Genomic DNA, 21,778 nt, shown 5'->3' on the forward strand with positions numbered 1-21,778 from the left:
GTGCCCTCTGCACGTGCGGCCTCTCAGGAGCCGAGCGCGGTCACTTCTCGGCCGTGGTGCTCTTCGTCGCGGAAGTGGCCTTCTTCGCCGCCGCGGTCTTCGCCGGTGCCTTCTTCTTCGCCGGGGCACGCTTCGCGGCCGGCTTCTTGGCCGGGCCCTTGGCGCGCTTCTCCGAGAGCTTCTCGATCGCGATCGCCTCGGTGATCTCCTCGACCTTCTCGGTCGCCCGCAGAGAGACGTTCGTGGTGCCGTCGGTGATGTACGGGCCGAAGCGCCCGTCCTTGATCACGATCGGCTTCTCACTGGTCGGATCGAGGCCGAGCTCCTTCATCGGGGGCTTCGCCGCGGCGCGGCCCCGAGTCTTGGGCTGGGCGTAGATCTTCTCCGCCTCCTCCATGGTGATCGAGAAGATCTGGTCCTCGGTCTCCAGGGAACGGGAGTCGGTGCCCTTCTTCAGATACGGGCCGTAGCGGCCGTTCTGCGAGGTGATCTCGGTGCCATCCTCGGTGGTCCCGACCACACGGGGCAGGCTCAGCAGCTTCATCGCCTCCTCGAGGGACACGGTGGCCAGATCCATCGACTGCAGCAGCGAGCCGGTGCGGGGCTTGGGCTGCTTCGACTTCGGGACCTTCTTGCCGCCGGTCTCCTCCGGATCGGGCAGGATCTCGGTGACATAGGGGCCGTAGCGGCCATCCTTGGCGACGATCTCGTGTCCGGACTCGGGATCGGTGCCGAGCACGCGCCCGTCGTCCTTGGCGCGCTCGAGCATCTCCTTGGCGACCTCGACGGTCAGCTCGTCGGGAGCGATCTCGTCGGAGACGTTCGCACGGCGCGGATCGGCGCCCTCGATCGGGGTGCCCTCCTCGTCCCGGGCGATCTGCTCGACGTAGGCGCCGTAGCGACCCACCCGCAGGACGATGCCCTCACCGATCTCGATGCTGTTGATCGCGCGGGCATCGATCTCGCCGAGGTTGTCGACCATGGACTTCAGGCCCACCGGTCCGTCGGTGCCGTCGGAGAGATAGAAGTTCTTCAGATACTCCGAGCGTCCCAGCTCGCCCTGGGCCATGCGGTCCAGCTGCTGCTCCATCTGGGCGGTGAAGTCGTAGTCGATGAACGGACCGAAATGCTCCTCGAGCAGCCGCACCACGGCGAAGGCCGTCCAGCTGGGCACCAGAGCGGTGCCGCGCCTCAGCACATAGCCGCGGTCCTGGACGGTCGCGACCGTCGAGGCGTAGGTCGAGGGGCGGCCGATGCCGCGCTCCTCGAGCGCACGCACCAGCGACGCCTCGGTGAACCGCGGGGGAGGGGTCGTGGAGTGGCCGTCGGGGGTGAGCTCGCGGGTGTCGAGCTGCTGGCCCTCCTCCATCTGCGGCAGGCGCTTGTCAGAGCCCTTGTCGGAGTCCTCGTCCTTGTACCGGCTGGCGTCGCGACCCTCCTCATAGGCGGCGAGGAACCCGCGGAAGGTGATCACGGTGCCGGCGGCACGGAAGGTCGCGGTGCGGCCGCCCTGCTCGAGCAGCAGCTCGACGGTGGAGGTGGTGCCCTTGGCGTCGGCCATCTGGGAGGCGATCGTGCGCTTCCAGATCAGCTCGTAGAGGCGGAACTCGTCGCCCGCGAGCTGTCCGGCCACCTCGGCGGGGGTGCGGAAGTGGTCGCCCGCGGGACGGATCGCCTCGTGCGCCTCCTGCGCGGCCTGGGACTTGTTCTGGTAGAAGCGCGGCTTGTCGGGCACGTACTGGGAGCCGTAGAGCTCTGCTGCCTGGGCCCGGGAGGCCCGGATCGCCTCACCCGAGAGCGTGACCGAGTCGGTACGCATGTAGGTGATGTAGCCGTTCTCGTAGAGCGACTGTGCCACCCGCATCGCCTGGCGGGCACCGAGGCGGAGCTTGCGGGAGGCCTCCTGCTGCAGCGACGAGGTGGTGAACGGGGCAGCCGGGCGGCGCGTGTACGGCTTGGACTCGAGCGCGGCCACGGTGGCGGGAGCATCGGCCAGCGCCGTGACGAGAGCCTGTGTGGACTCCTCCGTCAGCACGGTGGCGTTCTGGGCCCGCGGCTTCAGAGTGCCGTCGTCGGCAAAATCTGCGCCGGTGGCGATGCGCGCCCCGTCGACGGTCTGGATCTTCGCGGTGAACGGAGTGGTCTCGGTGCCGAAGGTGCCGGTCACATCCCAGTAATCGGCGGCGACGAATGCCATCCGCTCGCGTTCGCGCTCCACGACCAGGCGGGTGGCGACGGACTGCACACGGCCAGCGGACAGCGACGGCTTGATCTTCCGCCACAGCACCGGCGAGAGCTCGAAGCCCACCAGCCGATCCAGGATGCGGCGGGTCTCCTGCGCATCGACGAGGTCGGTGTCCAGCTCGCGGGTGTTGTCCAGCGCCGCCCAGATCGCATCCTTGGTGATCTCGTGGAACACCATCCGCTTGACCGGCAGGGACTTCTTGGGCTTGAGGGTCTCCAGGAGATGCCAGGCGATCGCCTCACCCTCGCGGTCCTCATCCGTGGCGAGGTAGAGCGTGTCGGCGTCCTTGAGGGCCTTCTTCAGCTCCGCGACAGTCTTCTTCTTGTCGGGGCTGACGATGTAATAGGGGTCGAAGCCGTTCTCCACATCGACGCCGAACTTCCCGTAGGGACCCTTCTTCATCTCGGCGGGCAGATCACGCGGCACAGGAATGTCGCGGATGTGTCCCACTGAAGCCTGGACGATGTAGTCGTCCCCGAGATAGCGCGCGATGGTGCGAGCCTTCGCAGGGGACTCCACGATCACCAGATGCCGTCCGCCAGTCACGTTGATATGTCCTTCCTCGCCGCGTCACGTCGCGGCCCGTCCGCCGTGGCTGAATGCCGTGGTCCGGGATGAACCGGACGCATCCACTGCGCTCGGCGATTGCTCACGGTACACGCTCGTCCATGCGCCTCCGGTGTGAGATCGGCGTGCGCAGCACCAGCACCAGGGCCATCCAGGCGCCGGTGCCACCGCCGATCAGGGCGGTGGTCGCGCCGAAAGCGGCCAGCTGCTGGGGGACGTCATGGAGGTCCAGCGGGCGGGGGAGGGAGGCCAGGCCGGCCGCTCCCAGCGCGAGGCCGACGAGACCTCCCAGCCCGAGCACCGCCGCCATCACGGCAGTCCCCGCGCCGTGACGCGGGGCACGTGCGGAATCGGTCAGGTCAGCGCCGCGCCGACGCCTGCCGCGACCGGGAGAGGCGGCGGCCCGGGCACGACGGCGGCGGGTGTGGAGCCCGTCGGCCGCGAGGATCAGGAACGTCCAGGCGGCAGCGATCGTGATCGCCCCGATCACGTCGCTGGGGCGATGCCAGCCGACCACCAGCGTGCCGAGCCCGGCCGCGAGGGTCCACAGGGCGCCGACGGGGGCGAGCACCACCCGTGCCCGTCCGCTGGCCAGCACCAGCGCGATCATCGCGGTCGCAGCGAGCGTGGTGTGCCCCGAGGGGAAGGAGTTGGGCGTGATGTCGATGCCTGGACCCAATGCCTGCCGAGTGACGAGCACATGCTTGATCACCTGGGTGGTGAGGTTCGCACCGATGACCAGGACGGTGAGCGGGATCAGCAGCTGCAGGCGCCGACGCAGCAGCACCAGCACCGCCGCGAGGGCGAGCAGCACGGCGATCACCGGCACGCTCACGGACTGCACCGCGAGCTCGGCGTACTGGGACAGCGGGCCCTCGTGCGCCTTCGCGCCGGAGAGGATCAGCTGGTCCAGGCGCTGCCCGCTCGCCGTGCCCACTGCGCCGCGGGCGAGTCCCACGACCACGGCGGTGCAGAGCGCAGCGGCCAGCAGCGAGAGCAGCGGGCGGGCGACGCCGCCGACGCGGGCGGTGCTCCCGGAGCTGCTCACAGGGTCACCATCTGGGTGGTCAGCAGCTCGCGCACCGCGGGCAGCGCCCGGGCGCGGGCCTCGTCCTCATCCAGGTCGGTGAGCGCGCAGACGGCACCGAGCACCTGCCCGAGGGTCAGGCTCCCGTCCAGTGCGCCGACGGTCGCGGCGAGCAGCTGGTCGGCCCGCACCACCCGGGCGAAGCCAGCACCCTGGACCAGCTCGATCAGCATCGGGTCCCACTCCCCGGGGGTCAGATGGCGATGCTCGATCACATCGTCCGCCCGGACCGGACGGGAGGCGGCCAGCGCCTCGTCGTCGAGGTCCTCGAGCGCCGCGAGGGAACGCAGCGAGGCGGTGAGGTGGGTGGCCAGGGAGCCGCTGCCGGTGCCCGGTGCCAGCTCCGTGCGCAGCACCCCAGTCCGCGCGGAGGCATGCTCCGGGCGTCGCAGCAGCAGGTAGCCGAACCCGATCGCCTCCACGTCCCGGGACGCGAAGTCATCCAGCCAGGCCCCGGTCAGGGCCGGCCAGCGCTCATCGCGGCTGGTGACCCCGCCGTCACGCACCCAGGTCTCCGCGTACTGGGCGGGATCCTCCTGCTCGCGCTGCAGCACCCAGGCATCCACCCCGTCGGCCGTGGCCGGCTCCATCCACGCGCGGGGATGGGTGTCCCATCCCTCACCGTCACGGATCTCCCAGTTGCCGAGCATCACGGCGCTGCCGCCGGGGGCGAGATGGGCAGGCAGGTCTCGCAGCAGCTCGGCGAGCAGCGTGTCGCCCGCGCGGCCACCGTCGCGATAAGTCCAGGTGGTCTCACCGGCAGCGCGTGGGGTGATGACGAAGGGGGGATTGGACACGATCAGGTCGAAGGTGTCGCCGCGCACGGGATCCCACAGGGAGCCCTGTCGCAGCTCGAGCTCGATGCCGTTCAGCGCGGCGTTGAAGGCCGCGAAGCCCAGCGCCCGTTCGGACAGATCCGTGGCGACCACATGCTCGGCGTGACGTGAGGCATGCAGCGCCTGGATCCCGCCGCCGCAGCCGAGGTCCAGCACCCGACGGACGGGTTCGCGCGGGGTGATCCTCGACAGGGTCAGGGAGGCGCCGCCCACCCCGAGCACATGCTCCAGGCCGAGCGGGGCGCCGGTCGCGAGCTCCGAGCGGTCCGAGGCGATCCACCAGTCGATCTCCCCGGCGTCATCGCTCGCCGAGTACGGGGCGAGGTCGACCAGGGCCTGCCACGAGGCGTCGGGGTCCTCGCCCGTCGGGCGGGCTGCGTCGGCCGGGCGCGCGGCGCCGTCCGCGCTGTCGGGTCCGGCGAGGCCGATCAGGCCCAGGCGCGACGCCCCGTCGACGCCGAGAGTGGGCAGCGTGGCCTGCACCTGCGTGCGGGGCAGCACCGCGCCGAGAGTGAACAGGCGCAGCAGCACCGCCGCCGGATCCACCGATGGTTCGAGCATCCGGCGAGCCGGGACGGCGTTCTCGCGGCGCAGCGCGGCAGCGGCGACCGGCCCCAGCAGCTCGTCGATGCGGGCACTCGAATAGTCGGCGACGCTGAGGTCCGCGCGCAGGGCCGCGATCTCCGCAGTCAGCAGGCGCGGGGGCGGGGTCGGCGAGTCGGGGGGCATGGCTACGATTGTGCATCAGCCACCTGGGGTCCGACCGGAGATCAGGTGTGGGAGATGCGCACACTCTGTGCGCGTCCGCGAGGGAGAGACAGGGAGGGACACACGGATGCGGGCAGGTGCAGCCGAAGATCTCCTGACCGACCTCACCGCACCACTGACCCGCCGCAGCTGCCTCACCCATATCGAGCGCCGACCTGCACGGGCCGGACGCCGCGGCAGCTTCCCGGAGTGGACCGATCCGCGCCTGGTCCAGCACCTCGCCGCGCGGGGCATCACCGCCCCCTGGATCCATCAGGAGCAGGCCGCGCAGCGCGCCCACGACGGTCAGGACGTGGTGCTCGCCACCGCCACCGCGTCGGGCAAGTCACTCGCGTACCTGCTGCCCGTGCTCACCGCGATCGGGGCCCGCGAGCATGACTACACCGCACCCCGCGCCACCACCCTGTATCTCTCTCCCACCAAGGCGCTCGCCGCAGATCAGCTCACCAACATCACCGCGATGGCCGACGGTGCCGGGATCCGCGATGCCCGGGTCGCGGTCTACGACGGAGACACCCCCTCCGAGCAGCGCCGCTGGGTGCGCCGCCACGGCACCGTGGTGCTCACCAACCCCGACATGCTGCACTTCGGGATCCTTCCCGGGCACGAGCAGTGGGCGCACTTCTTCCGGGCACTGCGCTATGTGGTGATCGACGAGTGCCACAGCTACCGCGGAGTCTTCGGCAGCCACGTGTCGATGGTGATCAGGAGGCTGCGCCGGATCGCCGCCCACTATCGCGCCGATCCCACGTTCATCCTCGCCTCCGCCACCACCGCGAATCCCGAGCTCTCCGCCTCGAGACTGATCGGGCGCGACGTCGAGGCGATCACCGAGGACGGCTCCCCCCGCGCCGGGCTGACGATCGGGCTCTGGGAGCCGGGCACCCGGACCCGGGTCGACGGCCGTGGCGACCCGGCACGGTGGCAGGACGACGCTGATGTGGATGAGGCTGATGAGCCTGATGATGATGTCGGCGAGGGCACTGCGGGGAAGCGGCGCGAGGATCCGCTGCGCCGCTCGGCGACCAGTGAGGCCGGCGCGATCCTCGCCGACCTCGTCGAACGGGACGTGCAGACTCTTGTCTTCGCTCGCTCCCGGCGCGGCGCCGAGCTGGTCTCCAGCGGCGCCCAGCGCCTGCTCACGCAGAAGGCCGAGCACACCTCCGCCCCCGGTCTTGCGGACCGTGCCTCGCGGATCGCCGCCTACCGGGGCGGGTATCTGGCGCGGGAGCGGCGCCAGCTCGAGGACTCGCTGCGCTCGGGGGAGCTGAAGGCGCTGGCCTCCACCAATGCGCTCGAGCTGGGGATCGACATCGCCGGCCTGGACGCGGTGGTGGTCGCCGGCTGGCCCGGCACCCGGGCTTCGCTGTGGCAGCAGTTCGGCCGCGCCGGAAGGCGCCAGGACGCTGACGGTGGCGCGCTCGCGCTGTTCGTCGCGCGGGAGGACCCGTTGGACACCTATGTGGTCCACCATCCCGAGACGATATTCGGTGCTGAGGTCGAAGCGTCCGTGTTCGATCCCGCGAACCCCTATGTGATGACCCCGCATCTGTGCGCCGCCGCCTCCGAGCTCGCGATCCGCGACGGCGAGGAGGAGATCTTCGGGCCGACGGCCCGGGACCTGCTGATGACCCTCGCCGCCCGGGGAGTGCTGCGCTCGCGGGCCACTGGCTGGTACTGGACGCTGAGCGAGTCCGCGCACCAGCTCACCGACCTGCGCGGCAGCGGTGGGGAGCCAGTGCGGATCGTCGAGCAGGCCAGCGGTGTGCTGCTGGGCACCGTGGATGCTGCGAGCGCACATACCCAGGTCCACGACGGCGCGGTCTACCTCCACCAGGGCCGCAGCTATGTGGTGGACCGTCTCGACGTGGAGCAGGCCGCAGCCTTCGTGCACCGTGAGGACCCGCTGCACACCACCCATCCGCAGACCGCCTCCAGCCTGCGGATTCGGCAGATCGATAGCGAGGTCGACTGGGCAGGCGGGGTGAAGCTGTGCTTCGGCACCGTGGATGTCACCGACCAGGTCACCGGCTATCAGGTGCGTGATGTGTTCACCCAGGCCGTGCTCGCGCAGCGCCCGTTGGACCTCCCACCGCGCACCCTGACCACCAAGGCGGTGTGGTGGGTGATCCCGCAGGCGTTGACCGACGCTGCGGAGATCCCCGGGGAGGAGCTGCCCGGCGCCCTGCACGCCGCCGAGCATGCCGCGATCTCGATGCTGCCGCTGCTGGCCACCTGCGACCGCTGGGACATCGGTGGGCTGTCCACGGCGCTCCACGAGGACACCGAAGCGCCCACGATCTTCGTCTATGACGGCGCCCCGGGCGGAGCCGGCTTCGCCGAACGCGGGGCCGACGACGCCGCCGCCTGGCTGCGCGCCACCGCCGACATGATCGGCGAGTGCGGCTGCGCCGCGGGCTGCCCCGCCTGCGTGGTCTCCCCGAAATGCGGCAACGGCAACGAGCCGCTGTCGAAGCCGCAGGCTGCGCGCCTGCTGGAGCTGCTGCGGGAGCGTGACGACACCGCCGCACCGTGACCGAACCGTGACGCGGCGCAGCGGTGCGATTCCCCGGGACAGCCTCAGAATCAGGATGTTCTCCGGAGGTCGGAGAGGGGAGCGGCCGTAGGTCGCCAGAGGTGAGGGAGCCTCGGATGAGCAGTGCGCTCGCGGATCGACCCGTCGTGGGAATGCCGGAGGGAAAGGCCAGCCCGCAGCAGCGGTGGCGTGCCCTGATCTCGCCGCCACGGATCTCTGCGCTGGATGTGGCACGGGGGCTGGCGATCCTCGGGATGATCGGCGCGCATGTGGGGAACATCCCGGAGTTCTCTCCGGGTGATCCGCTGAGCTATCTCTCAGTGGTGCATGGGAACTCGGCCCTGCTGTTCGCGGTGCTGGCGGGGGTTTCGATCGCGCTGATGACGGGCCGCACTCGTCGCCCTGAACTGGGGGAACTGCCGCGCCTGCGTCTTGCACTCCTCGGCCGTGGTGCCACGATCTTCGTGATCGGGCTGGCGCTGGAGATGCTCGGTACGGGCGTCGCGGTGATCCTCACCTTCTACGGGGTCATGTACATCGCGGCGATGCCTGTGCTCCGGATGAGAGTGAGCAGGCTGCTGCTGCTCGCGCTCCCGATCGCTCTGGTGGGGCCGATCCTGGTCACGGTCGTCGAAGTGCTCTCGCTCGGAGGCTATGGGAGCGGCGCGCTGCTGGTGCTGACCGGCATTTATCGATTCACCGCCTGGGCACCCCTGATGCTGGTGGGCATGGCGCTGGGGCGACTGCCTCTGGAACGTCGCCTGGTCGCGGCGATCGTGGCGGGGGCTGGGGCTGCACTCGCCGTCCTCGGCACCGGTGCGGGGCTGCTGTTCGCAGCATTGCTCGGCGTCCTGGCTCCGGGAGCCATGACAGGCAGCTCCTCCTGGGAGGAAGGGACGGCCTCCGGCAGCTCTGGCGACGGCTCCTCGTGGACGGCGATGGAGGAGGGATCGTGGGATGGCGAGGTGGCAACGGTCCCGGGTGAAGAGATCGACCTGACCGGCCTGGTCTGCTACCCGCCCTATCCCGGTGACCCGACCGTCTACTGCGAACCGCCTGACTACGCGGATTCGTGGCTGGAGGAGGAGTCCTCGTGGTCTGAGGATCCCGGAGGGGAGGGCTGGGCGTCCTATCCCCAGTACCTGATCGACATGGATCCGGGAGTCATGCTCTTCGATTCGGTGGCCTCGCTCTCTCCCCACTCGGGCTCCACCGTGGAGATCTTCCGCTCCGGCGGGCTCGCACTGTGTCTGATCGGCATCCTGCTGCTGCTTGCACGGCCGCTGCGATGGGTGCTGTTGCCGCTGTCCGCCCTGGGGGCGATGCCGCTGACCGCCTATTCGGTCCATGTGCTCGCCCTCTTCGCGATGGTCGGGCCCGGCGGATGGATCGCCAGCAACCTGGTGTGGGCGCTGATGAGCCTGGCCCTCATCCTCGTGTGTCTGGCATGGACGGCGCTCCTCGGCCGTGGCCCGCTCGAACGGCTCACAGCCTGGGCTGCACGCCGCACTGCCCCACCGTTGACGGACCAGACGTCCGCATCAGATGCGAGCGGCAAGGGTCGGGAAACCGAACAGCTGAACAGCTGAACAGTGGGCCCCCTCGACTCTCCGCACCCTTACGGCAGGTCCGCCGGACCCGGCCCGGCCCGGGCCTGGGAGGTTGCCGCAGGCAGCGGAGAGGCCTCGACCTGCACCGTGACCAGCACGTCCCATTCGCGCAGTTCGCAGGCGACCAGGAGGGCCCCGTTCCGATCGGCGGCCTCGCCGGCCACTGCGCAGGGCTGGGCGTGGGCGGCGGCGACCGCATCGGCGCCGGCGAGGGCGGCGAGATCCGCGGCGGTCTCCGCACGGGACTGGGCGATCACTCCTGTGCCCAGCAGCGAGAGGCCCCCGACCACCGCGGTGGCGGCACCGGTCCAGGCCAGCACCGACGCAGCACCGGTGCTCATGGCGCACTTCCGGTGAGCAGGTGAGGCTCGAGCCGGGCCTCGGCGTCGGCGCTCAGCTCCCAGGTCGCCCCGGACAGGGCTCCCGCAGAGGCGTGCAGGGTCCGACTGACCTCGACTCGCACCCACTCGCCGCCAGCTGAGATCTCCACCGTCGTGCCGTCTCCGCCGATGCGCTTCGCGACGGCGGTGGCGGCGCCCGGATCCTCTCCGCGGGCCAGCTCGCGGGCGGCTCCGCGTGCCGCGCTCTCGAGCCGCACCTGGGTGCCGAGCCCGGCTCCGGTCAGCAGCACCACGAGCACCATCATCACCACCACGGGCAGCACGATCGCTGTCTCCGCGGTGGCGGACCCCCGGTCGTCCCGCAGGCGGGACGACCGGGCGGACCGCGGCATCAGGACCCCTTGGACAGCGCGGAGGTGATGATCCCCATCAGCAGTTCACGCACCTCCCCGGACGCCAGCAGGGCGACCAGGACAGCGGCGAAGCCGCAGGCGGCGAGGACCGTGATCGCGTACTCCGCGGTCGAGGCACCGGTGTCGTCCCGCATCACGCGGTCGAGGGTGCGGCGCAGCCGCTCCTTGGTGAGGGACATGTGGTTCTCCTTCGGTTCGGGGACGGCGCTCGCCGTCCCTGGGTGGCAGCCGCAGCTGCCGGTCATCGGCTCCGGGAGGAGCCGATGCACCGGGAGGGTCCCGGTGGCCATGACCTCACACTCCGCCGAACGTGAGGGAGAAAGTGCCGCCGAGCAGCGACATCACCGTGGGGATGATGCCGAGCGCTACGAACGCGGGCAACAGCGTCAGGCCGGTGGGCAGCACCAGACGGACTGCGAGCTGGGCGGCGAGCACCTCGGCATCACGGGCATGCCCGCGGCGTGCGTCCCGCGCCGAGGAGCGGAGCACCCGGGCGAGGTCCGCACCGGTGCCTTCGGCGAGGGCCGCGGACTGCTCGAGCGCGCTCCATGCCGGCGGCAGGACCCGGGCGGCATGGGCGGCGGGGACACCGGCGGTGAGCGCGGTGGCGAGCCTGGTCAGCGCGCTCGCATCGGGACCCGACCCGAGGGAGTCACCAACAGCGGCGACGGCGAGGGGCAGCGGCAACCCGGACTCGAGCGCCCCGGCGATCAGCTCCAGGCCCACAGAGGGGTCCACGCGATGCTCCCGGGGAGGGTCCGCTCGCCGGATCAGGTGATGCATCCACCACCAGCCGAGGACGGTGAGCACCAGCCCGGTCAGGCCGAGCAGGTTGCCGACGGGGGAGACCAGCAGCAGTCGCAGCGGATCCCCTCCCAGCAGCATCCCCAGCCCGAGCCCTGCCAAGGGGAGGACGAGCAGGATCCGGGCAGTGGAGCGCGGGCCGGCGAAAGCACTGCGGCGCGCCTGCGCGGCATCGTGCAGGTCCCTGAGTGCCTCCGCGAGGCTTTGCAGCATCTCGGCCGTGGGCGCTCCGGTGCGTGCGCAGACTGCCAGGGCCGCGCCGAGGGCGCTGACCATCTCGGAACGCTGCAGGCGCGTCGTGGCGGCGCGGCGCGGGTCCATCCCGGAGGCGGCGGCGTGGGAGAGCTCCTGCAGGTCACCCTTCGGGAGGGTGCTGGCGAGCGCGGACCAGGCCTGGCGAACACCGGAGCCCGAGCTGATGATCGTGGCGAGCTGCTCTACCAGGCGCGCCATCTCCAGCGGCCCCGACGCTGCCCGACGCGGCCTCCGTCGTGTCGGGGCGGAAGCGACGGTGAGCGCCGGTGGGCGGAGCACCCAGAGCAGGGCGAGGGCGAGGACGAATGCCGCGATGCTCATGCCGACCTCCTGCGCAGGGCCCGGGGGCGGGGCGGGGCACTCTTCGGCCCGTGCGTCGACTGGCTCGCGGGGACAGAGACGGAGGTTCTGACCCGCTCGGCGAGGGCCTGCGCGGCGGGGCCTTCCTCCAGGAGGTGGTCGCGGATGCGCAGGGCGGTCGAGGTTCGCAGCATCCCGTCCTCGCCGCGGTGCAGGAGGGCGACCTCCTCGAGCACCCGCACTCCGTCTCGGCGCGCGAGATGGACCACCACCTCCAGGGCGCTGGCGACCTGGGCGGCCAGCGCCCCGCGGTCCAGCCCGCCGAGAGCGCCCAGCGCCTCGAGCCGTGCGGGGACATCCGCAGCAGTATTCGCGTGGACGGTGCCGCAGCCGCCCTCGTGCCCGGTGTTCAGCGCCTGCAGCAGTTCGCGGACCTCTCCGCCGCGGCATTCCCCGAGGACCACCCGGTCCGGTCGCATCCGCAGGCTCTGATGGACCAGGGCGGTGAGGTCCACCGCGCCAGCGCCCTCGCTGTTCGCATGACGGGACTGCAGGTGCACCACGTGAGGATGGTCCACCACCAGCTCGAGGGCATCTTCGACGATCACGATCCGCTCCTCGGCGGACGCTTCGCGAAGCATGGCAGCCAGCAGCGTCGACTTCCCGGTTCCGGTGCCACCGGTGATCAAGAAGGGCACCCGCGCCGCAACGATCGCCTGCAGCACCTCACGGGCCGCGGCATCGATCGCACCCAGCCGCTGGAGATCCTCGAGATCGAGTCGAGTGGACGACGGCAGGCGCAGGGACAGGATCGCCCCTCCCGGGGACAACGGCGGCAGCACAGCATGAAAGCGGATGCCGGACGGCAGATGCGCGTCGGCCCACGGCACCGCGTCATCGAGCCGACGCCCGCCAGCAGTCGCGAGCCGCACCGCGAGGTCACGGGCCGCCCCCGGCTCCAGGCGCACCGAGGTCCGGTGCAACCCTGCCGAGTCATCGACCCACACCGTCCCGTCATCATTGACCAGCAGGTCCGTCACCCCGGGCGCGACCAGCGGCTGGAGCGGGCCGAGACCGTCGACGTGGTCACGGAGCCGGGAGGTGAGCTCGAGGGTCGCTGCCGCACCGAGCACCCGCCCCTGACGGCGGAGCACCCGGACGATGCGCGGCACATCCACCACGCCGGGGGCGCGCACCAAGTCCTCCCGCACCAGATCCAGCAGCGGTGAGAGGTCCTCATCGAGCACAGGGGATGCCGGGGCGCTCATGAGTGCTCCTCGGTGCTCAGAGCGACGGCCAGATCCCGTGCGGCACGGTCAGCACCGCGCCGCCGAACATCCAGCAGCGGCACGGTGCCACGGGGGCTGTCATGGAAGGCCGCGGCGAGGGGGAGGGCGAGATCCTCGCAGACCTCCCGGCCGCTGAGAGCTCCGCCGCGGCGCACCACCACCTGGGCAAGTCCTTCGGACAGCTGCCAGGCACGCAGCCTCCGGGTCGTCGAACGCACCGCATGGTCGGTGGCGGGGACGACCACCAGCAGCTGATCGAGATGCTCTGCGGCCGTCGGAACCATGTCGGAGTGCAGGTCCACCACCACTGTTCCACCCAGCGGCGACAGGGCAGAGAGCACCCGGGAGACCGCTGAGCGATCCGGACCGGAGCCTTCTTGCGCGACCAGCAGACGCACCTCGTCCACCGTCGGCAGGCCCTCCCGCAGCGCCTCCCCGTCATCCGGGCCCAGCTCCGCTGTCTCCGCCCAGCTGATACCTGCTGCAGCCGGGGCTTCGACCAGCAGATCCAGACCCCCGCCCCACGGATCGGCATCGACCAGAGTCACCGGCCCCCAGGACCTGAACGCAGCGGCCAGGCGCGCCGCAAAGCTTGAGGCGCCGGCCCCACCGCAACCTCCGACCACCCCCAGCAGCAGTGATGCGGAGCGGGGCCGGGCGAGATCGGCCAGACACGAGAGGAGCTCCTCGGAGCCATCGGGCAGCGGGATCACGGCGCGTGCGCCGGCCGCGAGCGCACGCGGCCATATCTCTGCGGGGATCTCGCTCTGCGACGTCACCACGAGCAACGGGGCCCGGTCCGTGCCGAGCACCCTGTCCCGGTGCGAGAGAGTCTCGTCATCGACCACCACACAGGCTGTCTTCCCACCCGCGAAAGCGGTGGAGAGCTCGGCGCCGACCGCTATCGCGTGATCCCGCACCAGCTCACGCAGCGGACCGTCCGGACCCATCCAGCAGACCTGCGGGCGGCTGCCCGGGCCCAGGGCCGCTGCAGACTTCTCCAGTCCCGGGAACCGCGAGCTGCGGCGCCGAGGCGAGGTGTCCGAAGAGTCGTCCGGCTCGGTGGGGATCACGACATTCGGAAGGTCCGGAAAGGGCGCGTCAGACGACGTGGAGGGAGCGGTTGTGCTGGTCATGAAGCCATGGTGGCCGCATTCCGGAGAGGCGGACCGGTCCGCTCGGAGACGGTGGACAACCCTGGTGTGTGGAGGAACGGTCCACCGGACCCAGGACCTTGCGCACCTGACGACGGGCGCGTAGTGTGATCTGCACAACGACGAATACCAGCACCGGAACCCACGTACGACTGGTCCCCGCAACGGACCGGCTGTGAGGCGTCGAAAGCGCCACCGCAGCTAGAACACGTGTACGCCTGATCCCGATGCAAACGGCTCGTCCGGAGCGGCGCCGCGAGAGATCGCGACGCCGCTCCATTTTTTGTGCGCCGATCCCGCGTGAGGCGCGGGCCCTCTTCTGCGAGGCGCACACCGAGTACGCCAGTGCGGCGCACGCCGAGAAGACCAGCGAGGCACACGCAGGGCACGCCAGCGCGGCGCCCCCGGTGCGTCCGCTCAGAACTCCAGGTCCACCACCACGGGCGCGTGGTCCGAGGCGCCCTTGCCCTTCCGCTCCTCGCGGTCGATGAAGGAGCCGGTCACCGCGGACTGCACAGCGGGGGAGCCGAGCACGAAATCGATCCGCATGCCCTCCTTCTTCGGGAAGCGCAGCGCCTGGTAGTCCCAATAGGTGTACACGCCGGGCCCCGGATGGTCGGCGCGCATCACATCGGCGTAGCCGGCATCGACCACCGACTGGAACGCGGCGCGCTCCGGCGCGGTCACGTGGGTCTTGTCCTCGAAGAAGGCCATGTCCCAGACGTCCTCATCGAGCGGGGCGACGTTGAAGTCACCTACCAGCACGGCTCGGGCCGAAGGATTCTCCGCGAGTTCGCGGGCGCCCTCAGCGCGCAGCGCCTCGTACCAGCGCAGCTTGTAGGCGTAATGGGGGTGGTCGATCTCGCGGCCGTTGGGCACATACAGCGACCAGATCCGCAGCCCGTCCCCGACCACGCCGCCGAGCGCACGCGCCTCGACCACACCGGTCTCGTCCTCCGGGAAGCTGGGCACGGCAGGGAGCTCGGTGCGCACATCGGTGAGGCCGACGCGGGAGATCAGCGCCACCCCATTCCACTGGTTCAGGCCGTGCGCGGCGACCTCATAGCCCGCCTCTTCCAGTGCGGTCAGATCCAGCTGCTCGGGCTTGGCCTTGATCTCTTGGAGGGCGAGCACGTCGACGTCGTACCGCTCGAGGAAGGCGAGCACCCGATCCATCCGGGCCCGCAGCGAATTGATGTTCCAGGTGGCGATGCGCATGGCACCGATCCTACGGGGGACCGAAGTCGTCCGCAGTCCCGCCCGAAGAGTCGTAAACTCGCACTATGGCGCGCGCACTCGTCACCGGATCCACTTCCGGACTGGGACTCGAATTTGCCTGGCAGCTGGCCGGGACCGGGCATGATCTCGTGCTGGTCTCTCGCGACCAGGATCGACTCGGCGCCGTCGCCGAGCAGATTCGAGACGTCCACAAGGTCACCGTCGAGGTGCTCGCCGCAGACCTCTCGGACCGTCCGCAGCTCGAACGCGTTGCGATCCGCCTCACCGATCCCGTCGAACGGGTGGACCTGCTGGTCAACAACGCCGGCTATGGGCTGCGAGGAGGGTTCCTCGAAGTGGGCGTGGATGACCATGAGAAGCAGATGGACACCCTGATGAAGGCCGTGCTGGTGCTCTCCCACGCCGCGGCCCGCACCATGGTGCAGCGCCGCAAGGGTGCGATACTCAATGTCAGCTCCCTGGCCGGTTACACCACGGCCGGCCCCTACGCCGCCTCCAAGAGCTGGGTCACCGTGTTCACCGAATCTCTCGCGATGGAGCTCAAAGGCACCGGCGTGACAGCGACCGCGCTGCTGCCCGGATTCGTGCAGACCGAATTCCATGAACGGGCCTCGATGAGTGTGGACGGATTGCCACGGATCACCTGGCTGAAGGCACCGTATGTGGTCGAGCAGGCCCTCAAGGACACCGCCAAGGGCAACGTGCTGTCGATCCCCTCGGTGAAGTACCGCACCGCCAGCGAGTTCTCCCGGATCGCGCCGCGACCGCTGATCCGTGCCCTCACCTCCCCGGACTGGTACCGCCGGATGCAGTCCCGCACCGTGAAACGCTCCCTCCGGAAGGCTTCGCGACGCAACCTGCATGCGCCGTGGCAGCGCGAGGACGAGGCGTAGTAGGCCACGACCTGCCGGTACGGCCCTGGTCGCCCCGCCGCTCCAGCGCCCGACGTGGGCCTCTCCGCGCTGTCGCCGCTCGGTCGATTACTCTGGCCGCATGCCCGGCACCAGCACTGATTCCACCCAGCCCCTCCCCATCGAGCACGCCCGCGAGCGCCTGCGAATCCTCATTCGCGACCTCGCCGTGGTGCGTGGTCACGTGATCCTCTCCTCAGGCGCCGAAGCCGATCACTACGTCGACCTGCGCCGCATCACCCTCCACCACGAAGCCTCCCCGCTGGTGGGACGCGTGATGCTGGACCTGCTGCGCCGCGAGGGACTGGTTCCCGGGATCGACGCGGTGGGCGGACTGACCCTGGGCGCCGATCCGGTGGCCACCTCGATCCTCCATGCCTCCGCAGCTGACGAGACCATGGACGCGCTGGACGCCTTCGTGGTGCGCAAGGCCAACAAGGCGCACGGCCTGCAGCGTCGCATCGAAGGCCCTGACGTCACCGGCCGACGCGTCATCGCGGTCGAGGACACCTCCACCACCGGCGGCAGTGTGCTGACCGCCTGCGAGGCGCTCACCGAAGCCGGCGCAGAGATCGCCGCGGTCGCTGTGATCGTCCACCGTTCCGATGCCTCTCGCGAAGCTGTCGAAGCCGCCGGGTACCGCTACCTTGCGGCCTACGACATCTCCGAGCTGGAGATCTGAGAGGGCTCAGCCCACTCGGAGTTCGTCGACCAGACGCTGCTTTCTGTCTGATCTCCTGCCGACTCGTTCCTCGTCAGCACGTCGATCAGGTTGCGCCTGCTGTCTGATCTCCTGCCGGCTCGTTCCTCGTCAGCACGTCGATCAGACGGTGCCTGCAGCGAAGGTGTCGCAGGACTGCACTGTGCCCTGCTCATAGCCGGTGGTGAACCACGCCTGGCGCTGCTCGGAGGAGCCATGGGTCCAGGATTCCGGTCGCACCTGGCCGCCCGCCACCTCGCCCTGGATGTGGTCATCGCCCACAGCACTTGCTGCGGAGAGCGCTGAGGAAATGTCCTTATCGGTGAGCGGGGAGAGCATCGCGTTGCCCTCGTCGTCCACGGTGTTCGCGGCGTGGTGCGCCCATACCCCGGCGAAGCAGTCGGCCTGCAGCTCGAGCCGGACCGCGTCGGACTGCGGCCCGGTCTCTGAACGGTCCGCTCCCTGCATCGAGCCGGAAAGATATTGGATGTGGTGGCCATATTCGTGGGCGACCACATACATCTTCGCCAGCTGCCCGCCGTCGGCGCCGTACTGGCTCGACAGAGAGTCGAAGAAGGTGGTGTCGACGTAGATCGTGGCGTCGGCAGGGCAGTAGAAGGGGCCGACATCCGCGGTCGCGGCGCCGCAGCCCGTCTGGACAGACTCGGTGAACACGAGCCCCTGGGGCTCGGAGAACTGGATGCCGGAGTCCGGCCCCAGCTGTGACCACAGGGAATCACCGGATTCGATCGTCGCCTGCACGAGGCAGTCGTCCCGCTCGTTCGCATCGGCGCCGGTGAGGCAGTGTTCAAGCGAACTGCCTTCAGCGACAGGGCCCTGCTCCTGACCCTGCGGGGACGAGCTGCCGCCCAGCAGGTCCAGCGGGTTGCCGCCCATCACCGCGTAGATGATCACGATCACCAGCAGCAAGCAGCCGCCTCCGCCGCCGAGCTTCAGGCCGCGGCCGCCACGCCCACCGCCTCTGCGGGGCCGGAAGCCGCCTCCGCCACCTCCGCCACCAGCAGCGGAGACATTGTCTGAGCGGATCTCCGCATTCGGGTTGAAGGTCATGCGCACAGAGTAGACCTGAACGTGCGGTGTGAGCAGGTGGAATAGTGACAGTGAAGGTCCTGAGGACGTGACCGGCCGGTCACTCGGTCAGCACTCGCCACCGCATAGCATTGAGCGCGGACCGGACCGTGCGCTCAGCGCCCCCGGACAGGTCCGCCCCATCAGCACCCGCTTCGCGAGGAGACCTGCATGAACATCGTCGACTGGGCGGTCGAGACCATGAACAGCTTCGGTGCTTTCGGAGTCTTCCTGCTGATCTTCGCGGAGAATCTGTTCCCCCCGATCCCCTCTGAGGTGATCCTCCCGTTGGCGGGTGTGGCGGCGGCAGGCCCGAGCAACTCCTACTGGTTGATGCTGCTGGCGTCGGTGGCGGGCTCCGTGGTGGGGGCCTGGCTGCTCTACGGCATCGGCCGGGCGCTGGGCCCTGAGCGGCTGCGGAAGATCGTCATCTGGCTGCCGCTGGTGCACGTCGAGGACTACGACAAGTCCGTCGCGTTCATGGACAAGCACGGACACAAGGCCATCTTCTTCGGTCGCTTCGTCCCCGGTGTGCGCTCGCTGATCTCCATCCCGGCGGGCCTGTATGCCATGCCGGTCGGGATGTTCACCCTGCTCACCGCTGCTGGCAGCGCGATCTGGAACTCGATCTTCCTGACCATCGGCTACTACATGGGCAGCAACTGGACCGTGATCGAGCCGTACACAGGCCTCTTCTCCAACGTCGTCTACGCCATCATCGCGCTGGTGATCCTCTGGTTCCTGGTCAAGCTGATCCTGCGCGAGAAGAAGCGACGCGAACTGGGACTCCCGGACCCCGACGAGAAGTACCTCGAGGAGGAGGCGGCGGACCAGCCTCGAGAGAACACGCAGGAAGACGGGTACCAGCGGACCGAGGACCGGTGACCGGCACCGACTCAGCTCGCGGCATCGACGCGACAGGACCAGCCGACGCGGCCGCCGACTCCGCACCCGCCGCAGCGCGCGAAGTCGGCGTCGGGCCGCATCCCCAGCCCTGGCCCGACGATGCGCACCTCGACCCCGAGCTGCTCGAGCACGGGGACCGCCGCAACGTCGAGGACCACTTCCGCTACTGGCGCCGCGAGGCGATCACCGCTGAGCTCGACACCCACCGCCACGAGCTGCACGTCGCGATCGAGAACCTCGAGCACGACGCGAACATCGGCTCCGTGGTGCGCACCGCCAACGCCTTCGCCGTCGGCGCCTTCCACATCGTCGGCAGGCGCCGCTGGAACCGTCGCGGCGCGATGGTCACCGACCGCTACCAGCACGAGATCCACCATCCCGATGCGCAGCATCTCATCGACTGGGCCCGTGACGAGGGACGACCGCTCGTCGCGATCGACCTGGTCGAAGGTGCTCTGCCGATCGAGCGGACCGCACTGCCGCGTAACGCGGTGCTGGTGGTCGGTCAGGAAGGCCCCGGCGTGAGCGCCGAGATCCTCGCCGCCGCGGACCTCGTCGTCGGCATCAGCCAGTTCGGTTCGACCCGCTCCATCAACGTCGCCGCGGCCGCCGCGGTCGCGATGCACAGCTGGATCCTGCAGCACGCTGAGATCCCCGAGGGTCCCCTGCGCTGAACTCGGTCGTACCGGGCGTGCTCGCCTGCCGTGATCTTCCTCGAGCTGCGTCCTTTCCGAGGTACCACGAGGGTGCCGGTCCGGGGAACTGTCCACGGGGACCTGCGGACAGGAAGCGTTCCGTCCGCTGTGGAACAATGAGGGCGATAGAACGACCCTGCGCGGGCATGTTCCGCCGGTCGTCTCCCACCCCGTCAGCGAAGGAGAGTGCCTCATGGCAGTCGCAACCCCGGATCAGTACGCAGAGATGATCGATCGCGCGAAGGCAGGCAAGTTCGCCTACCCCGCAGTCAACGTCTCGAGCTCGCAGACCGCGATCGCAGCCCTGCAGGGCTTCACCGAGGCGAACACCGACGGCATCATCCAGGTGTCCTTCGGCGGCGCGGAGTACCTCTCCGGCTCCACCGTCAAGGACCGCGTCGCCGGCTCGATCGCGCTCGCCGAGTTCGTGCACGCCGTCGCCAAGAACTACCCGATCAACGTCGCGCTGCACACCGACCACTGCGCCAAGGAGGTTCTGCCCACCTGGGTCGAGCCGCTGATCGAGTGGGACCTCGAGAACCGCGTGAAGAAGGGCCTGAACCCGCTCTTCCAGTCGCACATGTGGGACGGCTCCGCCGTGCCGGTCGACGAGAACCTCGAGATCGCCGAGCGTCTGCTCGAGAAGTCCGTCGAAGCCAAGAAGATCCTCGAGATCGAGGTCGGCGTCGTCGGCGGCGAGGAGGACGGCGTGGTCGCCGATGTCTCCAACGACAAGCTCTTCTCCACCCCCGAGGACGGCATGAAGACCGCCGCCAAGCTCGGTCTGGGCGAGCGCGGCCGTTACCTGACGGCGCTGACCTTCGGCAACGTGCACGGGGTGTACAAGCCGGGCAACGTCAAGCTGACCCCGTCGATCCTCCTGGACATCCAGAAGGCCGTCGGCGCGGAGTACGGCAAGGACATGCCGTTCGACCTCGTGATGCACGGCGGCTCGGGCTCCTCCCTCGAGGAGATCCGCACCGCGGTCGACAACGGCGTCATCAAGATGAACATCGACACCGACACCCAGTACGCCTTCACCCGCCCCGTGGTCTCGCACATGTTCGAGAACTACGACGGCGTCCTGAAGATCGACGGCGAGGTCGGCAGCAAGAAGGCCTACGACCCCCGCGCCTGGGGCAAGAAGGCTGAGGCTGGACTGGCCGCACGTCTGGTCGAGGCGGCGGAGAACCTCCGCTCCGCAGGCACGCACCAGGCCTGATCGACGTACTGACGAGGGACGAGTCGGTAGGAGATCAGGCAGTTGAGCTGATCGATCGACGTACTGACGAGGGACGAGTCGGTAGGAGATCAGGCAGTTGAGCTGATCGATCGACGGATTGAGCTGAGCTGATCGGCTCACCACTCCACGGGACCCCAGGGCTTCGGCTCTGGGGTCCCGTTCTGCGTCAGCTGCACACGGGCCTGCCGCACGTGGGTCCGTACCAGAGGCAGAATGCGGCGCCGGCGTGCTCGGCTCTCGTCGAGTACGGGCTCTGGGTGATGCGCACTGGCTATATAGCCGGAGCGTGCTCTCTGGCGCCAGTACTCGACGTCGCGTGGGGCGCGGGCGTGTGGAGTGCGGGGGCCGCCGTGCAGATCAGTCGCGGGTCACCAGCGGTTGCCCTGGGCGCGGCCCATGACCCGCTTCAGCGCGGGCAGAACGTCGGCCAGGAAGATGCCTGCGATGATCACGCCGCCGAGCATGAACAGCATCGAGCTGCCTCCGCCGATGGGATAGGGGAGCGAGAGGAAGCCCAGCAGCACGGCGACGCCGGTCAGCACGCACCAGAACACCTTGCTCCGCTTGCTCGCGGCGACATAGGCATCGGGGCGGAAGCGCAGGGCGTTGACGAACGCCCAGAGCTCGATCGCCAGCAGGGCGACGGCGAGCACGAGGAAGATCCACATCTGGATGAGGGCGATCATCGTTTCAGGATACGGGTGGAGGCTGGGCAGTTCCCGGACCCGAGCACGTACACGCCAAGTCTGCAGCCAGCATGACGCGCAGGCTCCAGCCCTGAGGGCAGGTC

General features: G+C 69.6%; 19 protein-coding genes. 7 read left to right on the plus strand and 12 right to left on the minus strand.

Annotated features, from left to right (window positions below):
• Positions 1–40: 40 nt before the first annotated feature.
• The 3 genes from topA to ABD893_RS05200 form a co-directional block, all read right to left on the minus strand.
• On the minus strand, positions 41–2,791 hold the full coding sequence (gene topA / locus ABD893_RS05190; RefSeq protein ID WP_345076486.1) for a type I DNA topoisomerase: 2,751 nt from the start codon (positions 2,789–2,791) through the stop codon (positions 41–43).
• A 103-nt stretch (positions 2,792–2,894) separates the two neighbouring features.
• The gene (locus ABD893_RS05195) at positions 2,895–3,860 is read right to left on the minus strand and encodes a phosphatase PAP2 family protein (protein WP_345076487.1); all 966 of its coding nucleotides are present in this window, start codon (positions 3,858–3,860) and stop codon (positions 2,895–2,897) included.
• Positions 3,857–5,464 carry a DUF7059 domain-containing protein gene (locus tag ABD893_RS05200; protein ID WP_345076488.1) on the minus strand — a complete coding sequence of 536 codons (1,608 nt, stop codon included), beginning with the start codon at positions 5,462–5,464 and terminating at the stop codon, positions 3,857–3,859. Before ABD893_RS05200 ends, ABD893_RS05195 begins: the two co-directional genes overlap by 4 nt.
• A gap of 106 nt (positions 5,465–5,570) precedes the next feature.
• On the opposite strand from ABD893_RS05200, the gene ABD893_RS05205 reads away from it, so the two are divergent.
• Both ABD893_RS05205 and ABD893_RS05210 read left to right on the plus strand, forming a co-directional pair.
• The gene (locus tag ABD893_RS05205) at positions 5,571–8,039 is read left to right on the plus strand and encodes a DEAD/DEAH box helicase (protein ID WP_345076489.1); all 2,469 of its coding nucleotides are present in this window, start codon (positions 5,571–5,573) and stop codon (positions 8,037–8,039) included.
• Positions 8,040–8,155: 116 nt separating this feature from the next.
• Positions 8,156–9,628, plus strand: coding sequence for a heparan-alpha-glucosaminide N-acetyltransferase domain-containing protein (locus tag ABD893_RS05210; protein ID WP_345076490.1), 1,473 nt, complete (start codon positions 8,156–8,158; stop codon positions 9,626–9,628).
• 29 nt (positions 9,629–9,657) lie between these two features.
• Here ABD893_RS05210 and ABD893_RS05215 read toward each other — a convergent pair whose 3' ends face one another.
• The 7 genes from ABD893_RS05215 to ABD893_RS05245 all read right to left on the minus strand — a co-directional run bounded on the left by ABD893_RS05215 (position 9,658) and on the right by ABD893_RS05245 (position 15,423).
• The gene (locus ABD893_RS05215) at positions 9,658–9,990 is read right to left on the minus strand and encodes an Rv3654c family TadE-like protein (RefSeq protein WP_345076491.1); all 333 of its coding nucleotides are present in this window, start codon (positions 9,988–9,990) and stop codon (positions 9,658–9,660) included.
• Positions 9,987–10,382, minus strand: a complete 396-nt coding sequence (locus ABD893_RS05220; protein WP_345076492.1) for a TadE family type IV pilus minor pilin — start codon at positions 10,380–10,382, stop codon at positions 9,987–9,989. The genes ABD893_RS05215 and ABD893_RS05220 overlap by 4 nt, the downstream gene beginning before the upstream one ends.
• Positions 10,382–10,582, minus strand: coding sequence for a DUF4244 domain-containing protein (locus ABD893_RS05225; protein WP_345076493.1), 201 nt, complete (start codon positions 10,580–10,582; stop codon positions 10,382–10,384). Before ABD893_RS05225 ends, ABD893_RS05220 begins: the two co-directional genes overlap by 1 nt.
• A 115-nt stretch (positions 10,583–10,697) precedes the next feature.
• On the minus strand, positions 10,698–11,783 hold the full coding sequence (locus tag ABD893_RS05230; RefSeq protein WP_345076494.1) for a type II secretion system F family protein: 1,086 nt from the start codon (positions 11,781–11,783) through the stop codon (positions 10,698–10,700).
• Positions 11,780–13,030 (minus strand): TadA family conjugal transfer-associated ATPase, encoded by a 1,251-nt coding sequence (locus tag ABD893_RS05235; RefSeq protein ID WP_345076495.1) that lies wholly within the window; start codon positions 13,028–13,030, stop codon positions 11,780–11,782. The genes ABD893_RS05230 and ABD893_RS05235 overlap by 4 nt, the downstream gene beginning before the upstream one ends.
• Positions 13,027–14,187, minus strand: a complete 1,161-nt coding sequence (locus ABD893_RS05240) for a CpaE-like family protein (RefSeq protein WP_345076496.1) — start codon at positions 14,185–14,187, stop codon at positions 13,027–13,029. Before ABD893_RS05240 ends, ABD893_RS05235 begins: the two co-directional genes overlap by 4 nt.
• A 435-nt stretch (positions 14,188–14,622) precedes the next feature.
• Entirely contained in the window at positions 14,623–15,423 is an 801-nt protein-coding gene (locus ABD893_RS05245; RefSeq protein WP_345076497.1) for an exodeoxyribonuclease III, read from the minus strand.
• A gap of 65 nt (positions 15,424–15,488) precedes the next feature.
• Here ABD893_RS05245 and ABD893_RS05250 point away from each other — a divergent pair, with 65 nt between their 5' ends.
• Both ABD893_RS05250 and ABD893_RS05255 read left to right on the plus strand, forming a co-directional pair.
• Complete coding sequence (locus ABD893_RS05250; protein WP_345076498.1) at positions 15,489–16,337, plus strand: SDR family NAD(P)-dependent oxidoreductase; 849 nt, start codon at positions 15,489–15,491, stop codon at positions 16,335–16,337.
• A 100-nt stretch (positions 16,338–16,437) separates the two neighbouring features.
• Positions 16,438–17,037 carry an orotate phosphoribosyltransferase gene (locus tag ABD893_RS05255; protein ID WP_345076499.1) on the plus strand — a complete coding sequence of 200 codons (600 nt, stop codon included), beginning with the start codon at positions 16,438–16,440 and terminating at the stop codon, positions 17,035–17,037.
• Positions 17,038–17,178: 141 nt separating this feature from the next.
• On the opposite strand, the gene ypfJ is transcribed toward ABD893_RS05255, so the two are convergent.
• Positions 17,179–18,126: a KPN_02809 family neutral zinc metallopeptidase gene (ypfJ, locus tag ABD893_RS05260; protein WP_345076500.1), complete on the minus strand. Its 948-nt coding sequence runs from the start codon at positions 18,124–18,126 to the stop codon at positions 17,179–17,181.
• 189 nt (positions 18,127–18,315) lie between these two features.
• Between ypfJ and ABD893_RS05265 the strand changes: the two genes are divergently transcribed.
• The 3 genes from ABD893_RS05265 (at position 18,316) to fbaA (ending at position 20,967) form a co-directional block, all read left to right on the plus strand.
• Positions 18,316–19,029 carry a DedA family protein gene (locus ABD893_RS05265; RefSeq protein ID WP_345076501.1) on the plus strand — a complete coding sequence of 238 codons (714 nt, stop codon included), beginning with the start codon at positions 18,316–18,318 and terminating at the stop codon, positions 19,027–19,029.
• Positions 19,030–19,052: 23 nt separating this feature from the next.
• Positions 19,053–19,724, plus strand: coding sequence for a TrmH family RNA methyltransferase (locus ABD893_RS05270; RefSeq protein ID WP_345077720.1), 672 nt, complete (start codon positions 19,053–19,055; stop codon positions 19,722–19,724).
• A gap of 214 nt (positions 19,725–19,938) precedes the next feature.
• The gene (fbaA, locus tag ABD893_RS05275) at positions 19,939–20,967 is read left to right on the plus strand and encodes a class II fructose-bisphosphate aldolase (protein WP_345076502.1); all 1,029 of its coding nucleotides are present in this window, start codon (positions 19,939–19,941) and stop codon (positions 20,965–20,967) included.
• 389 nt (positions 20,968–21,356) lie between these two features.
• On the opposite strand, the gene ABD893_RS05280 is transcribed toward fbaA, so the two are convergent.
• A complete protein-coding gene (locus ABD893_RS05280) occupies positions 21,357–21,674 on the minus strand; it encodes a DUF2516 family protein (protein ID WP_345076503.1) in 318 nt (105 codons plus the stop codon).
• Positions 21,675–21,778: the final 104 nt, after the last annotated feature.

The organism is Brachybacterium paraconglomeratum, from assembly GCF_039541415.1.
In the GTDB taxonomy this organism is placed as follows: domain Bacteria; phylum Actinomycetota; class Actinomycetes; order Actinomycetales; family Dermabacteraceae; genus Brachybacterium; species Brachybacterium paraconglomeratum_A.